Source organism: Nonomuraea sp. NPDC003201 (assembly GCF_053590415.1).
In genome coordinates this window covers 1-5,435 of the sequence record NZ_JBSFTC010000501.1, presented here as the reverse complement: position 1 = coordinate 5,435, position 5,435 = coordinate 1, and the positions used below count along the sequence as shown (strand labels likewise).

Sequence of the window (5,435 nt, the reverse complement as noted above, 5' to 3'; positions counted from 1 at the left end):
TCGTCGTCGGCGCGGAACACCAGAGGCGCCGCGCCCTGACCGCTGAAGCCCACCGCGAGCTTGCCGTCGGCGGCGATGTCCTTGGGCACCTGGGCCGCGATGGCGTCCACCTTGTCGGCCCGTACCCGGTTCTGGTCCGGGCTGAGGTTGATCTTCTTGCCCGCCACCACGGGATCCGTGGCGGCCGACGGCGCGGTGACTGTGGGCTCGGCGCCGCAGGCCGCGGTCAGCAGGAGGAGCGCGGGCACGACGAGGGCCCGCGCGAGCGAAGCGCGCATGTCATGACGTCCTTGGGGATCAGAGAACTTTGCTGAGGAAGGCGGTGGGCACGATGGTCCGCATGGCCTGCGGCAGGATGATCCGGAAGAGCCGCCGCGCCGGCGGCAACCCCAGAGCGGCCGCCGCCTCCCGCTGCCCGTGGTCCACCGACAGCAGACCGCCGCGGACGATCTCAGCCGCGTACGCGGCCTGATGCAGCGCCAGCCCCAGCACCGCCGCGGTCAGCGGCCCGATCAGGTCCATCGTCCCGAAGTCGAAGAACGCCGGCCCGAACGGCACCCCCACCGACAGCCGCGGGTAGAGCAGCGCCAGGTTGTACCAGAACAGCAGCTGCAGGATGAGCGGCACCGACCGGAACAGCCACACGTATGCCCAGGCCACCGACGACAGCAGCCGGTTCGGCGAGAGCCGCATCAGCGCCAGGACCGCGCCCATCACGAACCCGAGCGCGATGCCCAACGCGGTCAGCTCCAGCGTGAGCAGCACCGAGCGCACCACCGACGGCGCGAACAGGTACTGCCCGACAACGGGCCACTCCCACGCGGGGTTGGTGACCACGGCGCTGGCGACCATCCCCAGCACGACGAGCACGCAAGCGGCGCCCAGCCACCGCAGCGGACGACGGGCCGTCACCACCTCCAGCGGCCACCGCGCGTCCTGGCGGGCCGGTGACTCTACTTCAGGCAGCGTCATGAGCCGCCTCCGATCTCGATCACGCGGTCACTCCTCGGCGAGAGGAAGGGAGGGTTGATGACGAGATTTCGTGATCAGTGACATTGCGCGCTGGCGACGTGGCCGTGGTCCACGTGCGCGCGCCGGGTCAGGTTCGCGGCCTGGCTCATGCCCACGAAGCTACGAGCACATTCAGATAAAGTCAACATTTCCTACTGGATATACATGTATTATCCGACTGGTACCGTCCGAGACGCACAGGCACCCGGAAGGGCTTCACGACATGCACATGATCACGCAGTCGGAGATCGAGCGCCTGCTCACCCCTTCCGACTACATTGACCTCATCGAGGCCGCCTTCGCCGCCCATGCCCGTGGCGAGACCTCACCCAGCCGCCTGTCTCACCTCGACAGCCCGCCCGGCGAGTTCCACATCAAGGCCGCCGGGCTCGGCGGCGTGGTAGCTGTCAAGATCGGCGCCTGCTTCTATGACCGGCCCGCCACGCTGGGCCTGCCGAGCATCGTCGGCGTCATCGCCCTGTTCGACGCCACGAACGGCCAACCCCTGCTGTTCCTGGAATCGGCCACGGTCACCCGGCTGCGCACCGCCGCAGCCACCGCTGTGGCCGTACGCCACCTGGCGCTGCCCGACGCCGCTACCCTGGCCATGCTCGGCACCGGCGCCCAGGCCGCCGCCCACATCGCGGCCATCCGGGCGGTCCGCCCGATCGAGCGAATTCTCGTATGGGGCCGCGACCCGGCCAAGACCGCGCGCTTCGCCGCCGAACACGGCGCCGAGGCCACCCGCACTCCCGCCGAGGCCACCCGGCAGGCCGCCGTCGTCGTCACCCTGACCCCCTCCACCGATCCCTACTTGGGCTTGCGCGACGTACGGCCAGGCACGCTGGTGGCGGCGGTGGGCTCCGACGCGCCCGCCAAACGCGAACTCCACGACGACCTGCTCGCCGCCGCCACCCTGATCACCGACGTCACCCACCAGTGCGCCGCAGTCGGCGAACTCCACCACCGCCCGAAGACGCCGGTCAAGGCCGAGCTCGGCGAAATCGTCCTGGGTACCAAGACCGGCCGCGAGCACGCCGACGACCTCGTGGTCTTCGACTCCACCGGCACCGCCGTCCAGGATGTCGCCGCCGCGCAGGCGCTCTACACCGCCGCGATGAAGAACGGCGCCGGCCACCCGCTCCCCCTATGGGAATGAGCACGACGGCCGCCACCAGAGCGACCAGCAAGACGCCAGCCAGCGTCGTCACACGGATCCATCGGTCTGCCGAGAGGTCGAGCACGGCGGGAGCGATTCGGCCTTCCTCAGCCGCATCGGTGAGCTCGGCCGGCATGGTGATCATGCAGTCATGGCCCGTCTCCAGTTCCCGCACCTGTGCCGGGCTGCCGTTGGGCTGTATCGCTGGGACGGGCCGCCGCTTGATGCCCTCCGGTAGGCCGGCGACGCAGTGAATGTGCGTCTGCGGAATCGTGCGCACGGCCGGGTTGTCCAAGCGGACCGGTTGCCGGAAGCAGAGCACGGGCTGATCCGCCAACATCGCCCGCAGCCAGGCCACGTCCGCCGGGGCGGTGACCCCGAACATGCTCAGGGGCGGCGGCAACCTCCTGAACAGGCCGGCATCCCCTCCGTTGGCGTACTGCCCGTGCCGGGCCTGCGCCGGGAGGAGGTCGCGATGCTCGCCGGCATCAGCGCCGACTACTACCTGCGCCTGGAGCAGGGCGGCGACCGCAACCCCTCCGCGCAGGCCCTCGAGTCCCTCGCCCGCGTGCTGCAACTCGACGACGACGCGACGGCCTACCTGCTACGCCTCGGGCGGGAAAAGCCCGGCGGCGACGGCGGCCCGGAAGGAGACCGTCCCTCCGGGCGTTGCCAAGCTCGTCGTCACGCTTCCGCTCCCCGCGTACGTGGAGGAGCTCTACTTCGACGTCCTCGCCGCCAACACGCTGGCGACCGCTCTGTCACCGCGACTCGTGGCGGGGGGCAACCGCCTGCGGGACGTGTTCCTCGACCCCGCCGAGCAGGCCCTCTACCCGGACTGGGAGCACGCCGCGCAGGGCATGGTCGCCGGCTTCCGCGAATCCGTCGGCACCGACATGGACGACCCCCGATTCATCGAACTCGTCGGCGAGCTCTCCCTCGCCAGCCCTCTCTTCAGCAGGCTCTGGGCCCGCCACGACGTGAACACGTGCGAAGGCACCCCCAAGCACATCGACCACCCCCAGGTCGGTGGCCTGCGGCTGAACCGGGAGAGACTGGGCGTCAGCGGCGCCAGGCCAGACGCTCGTCGTTTTCCCTCGTGGATCACGGCTTCGGAACGGGTGGGCAGGGCCTCGTGGCCGACGACTTCGATATCTATGCCGAGGGCGAGAAGGTATGGAGGCGGCCGCGCGGCGGTTCTCTGCTCGACGACGCCAAAGGAGAACTCGCGCGCCCGCTCACCGGGCAGGGGGTTCGGCGGCGGACGGAGGCAGGGGCGGGGAGCCGGCGGCCACCAGGCCGGCGACCGGTCTCACCTTGCTGCGGGCGATCAGCCACCTACCGTCGTACTGCTCGAAGTCGTCCTCCACCAGGCCGATCGTCGTCCAGTCCGCCGGCCGCAGGTCGCCCTGAGCGGCGTTGGCCTGGTACCAGTGCCAGACCGTCGCGTACGCGGACACCCGGGGTCGGCCCGTGTCCCACTCGATGGCTATCTGGCCGAGCACGTGCGCCACCATCTGCTGGCGCCGGCGCGGGCCGTCCAGCATGAACGCGGTGCCGCAAGATACTCGACGGGCTGATCAACGAGTACACCGAGCCGCGTAGCCACTCCGGAGGACTCCCAGCTCAAGCCCTATGCGATGAATTTTGAAGCGGTACACCCCAAAGGCCGATGTTGATCATGGTGCGTGCGGGGTTGGTGCGCGCGAGCACGCACGGAGCACGCAAGCGTTAGACGAAAATTCTAGAACGCATCCGATCCCGCATAATCGCAGGTCAGACCATGATCAAAGCGCACCCCTGCAGGATTCGAACCTGCGACCGTCGGATTAGACAGTCGAGTCCCCAGAATTCGTGCGCGAGCCCTACCAAGGTTTGAGACAAGGCATTCTGTACATGTTCAGCAAATCATTGGCAACGCGATGCTTTCGATAAATCAAGTGTTGACCGCCAACGCGATCGAACGTAAAGACTAGATTAGGCGGTGCCGGGTCCTGACGGCGTGTGACGGGGCGGACGAGCACGTACCGAGCACGCCGGACGCCCTAATGTGATCATTGCCGGTGGTGCCACACAAGGAAACCTGTACCCCAAAACACTCCGGCACTACGTATAGATGACGGGCGCCGTGCTCGGCACGTGCTCCAACATCCGAACGCTCCGTCAGGCGCCCCATAGGCAAGTTATCTTCCGACTTGTGGAGGATTCCGCGGCTTTAACACCCACCGGTACGCGCTGCACGGTCGCCTCGAGACGGTAGCCATGGCAGACCACGGGGCACTCGCGAGTTCCTGCGGTCGAATTAACGGGCGGTCAGTTCTGTGACGTCGACCGCGTTCACCAGCGCCTGCAGCTCCGGCTTGAACCGGAGATCGAGCGGGTACGCCTCCTTGGCGGCGCCCTTCTGATTGATCATCAGGTTGTCGCCGGTGTCGTTGAACACGGTGGCCGCGTTGACGGCGTCCCATCGCACGCCGTCGAAGGAGCGCCACTCGAAGCGTCCGGCGAGCATCGCCTCCACGCCATGGTCGGTGAGCATGCGGGTCAGGCGGGCGCGTTCGCGGCCCAGTGCGTGCTCCATCGTGGCGCGATGGGGGGCGAAGGCGGTCTGGCAGTAGCGGACGGCCAGCCTGGCCAGGCCGGTGATGGCGCGCTGGTTGCCGCGGGCGAGGTCGTCGAGGGTGGCGGGCAGGGCTGTGTGTCGGCGCAATTGGTCCACTTCGCGGCGCACCCGGGAGGGCGGGGTGTCGGCCAGCGCGTCGATGCCGTTCTGCCGTCCGGCCTGGGCGTGGTGCGGGGTCAGGAAGTCGGGGAAGTAGGCCTTGATCGGCAGCAGCGTCCGCCGTACCGGCGTCAGCGGGCCCATCTCGGCCAGGTCAGCGCCGGCCTGCCGCCGCCAGCCGGTCATGTCCTCGCCGCCGCCGGGTCTTTGCAGCACGTGCAGGCTCATCGCCATTTCTCACAGCTCATCAATGCGCGAGGCGATGCGCACCCGGGCCAGAGCCTCACCGGTAAAGACGATCCTCAAGGTTCCCCCGGTCATGCCCGCATACTCCGTGGTGCGGATCACCAAGCGATCAACGCCCTGTCGACGGTGCTGGGAGCGAGACTGTGACCTGGGTGTTCCAGACCAGGCTGGAACAGGGTGACGCGCGGGAGCCTGGCGCTGTGAACTGGCCTGGACCGATCCCTGACAGCAACGGAAGGCATCCTTTCGATGATCGAACACGTGAGGCGGATCGCCGCCACCGCCGCGGCGGTGGCG

Annotated in this window: 4 protein-coding genes and 3 pseudogenes; 3 read left to right on the top strand and 4 right to left on the bottom strand. The window is 68.4% G+C overall.

What is annotated here, in order from left to right; genetic code table 11:
* Together ACWDX9_RS59060 and ACWDX9_RS59055 are read right to left on the bottom strand one after the other, a co-directional pair.
* Positions 1 to 278 (bottom strand): annotated as a pseudogene (locus ACWDX9_RS59060) (hypothetical protein); the annotation flags it as partial.
* A gap of 19 nt (positions 279 to 297) precedes the next feature.
* Positions 298 to 972, bottom strand: coding sequence for an ABC transporter permease subunit (locus ACWDX9_RS59055; RefSeq protein ID WP_449972346.1), 675 nt, complete (start codon positions 970 to 972; stop codon positions 298 to 300).
* Positions 973 to 1,240: 268 nt separating this feature from the next.
* Here ACWDX9_RS59055 and ACWDX9_RS59050 point away from each other — a divergent pair, with 268 nt between their 5' ends.
* From ACWDX9_RS59050 to ACWDX9_RS59040, 3 genes and pseudogenes are all read left to right on the top strand, one after another.
* Positions 1,241 to 2,170 (top strand): ornithine cyclodeaminase family protein, encoded by a 930-nt coding sequence (locus ACWDX9_RS59050; protein ID WP_363983574.1) that lies wholly within the window; start codon positions 1,241 to 1,243, stop codon positions 2,168 to 2,170.
* Positions 2,171 to 2,645: 475 nt separating this feature from the next.
* Positions 2,646 to 2,711: pseudogene (locus tag ACWDX9_RS59045) on the top strand (hypothetical protein); the annotation flags it as partial.
* Positions 2,712 to 2,877: 166 nt separating this feature from the next.
* Positions 2,878 to 3,183, top strand: a pseudogene (locus tag ACWDX9_RS59040) (MmyB family transcriptional regulator); the annotation flags it as partial.
* Between the two features lie 225 nt (positions 3,184 to 3,408).
* Here ACWDX9_RS59040 and ACWDX9_RS59035 read toward each other — a convergent pair.
* Together ACWDX9_RS59035 and ACWDX9_RS59030 are read right to left on the bottom strand one after the other, a co-directional pair.
* Positions 3,409 to 3,717 (bottom strand): nuclear transport factor 2 family protein, encoded by a 309-nt coding sequence (locus ACWDX9_RS59035; RefSeq protein ID WP_449972344.1) that lies wholly within the window; start codon positions 3,715 to 3,717, stop codon positions 3,409 to 3,411.
* A 755-nt stretch (positions 3,718 to 4,472) separates the two neighbouring features.
* Positions 4,473 to 5,120: a hypothetical protein gene (locus tag ACWDX9_RS59030; protein WP_449972341.1), complete on the bottom strand. Its 648-nt coding sequence runs from the start codon at positions 5,118 to 5,120 to the stop codon at positions 4,473 to 4,475.
* Positions 5,121 to 5,435: the final 315 nt, after the last annotated feature.

What these genes read in the sequence shown, in the direction of transcription:
- ACWDX9_RS59055 (WP_449972346.1), bottom strand. Translation starts at nt 972, where the DNA reads ATGACGCTGCCTGAAGTAGAGTCACCGGCCCGCCAGGACGCGCGGTGG.
- ACWDX9_RS59050 (WP_363983574.1), top strand. Translation starts at nt 1,241, where the DNA reads ATGATCACGCAGTCGGAGATCGAGCGCCTGCTCACCCCTTCCGACTAC.
- ACWDX9_RS59035 (WP_449972344.1), bottom strand. Translation starts at nt 3,717, where the DNA reads ATGCTGGACGGCCCGCGCCGGCGCCAGCAGATGGTGGCGCACGTGCTC.
- ACWDX9_RS59030 (WP_449972341.1), bottom strand. Translation starts at nt 5,120, where the DNA reads ATGAGCCTGCACGTGCTGCAAAGACCCGGCGGCGGCGAGGACATGACC.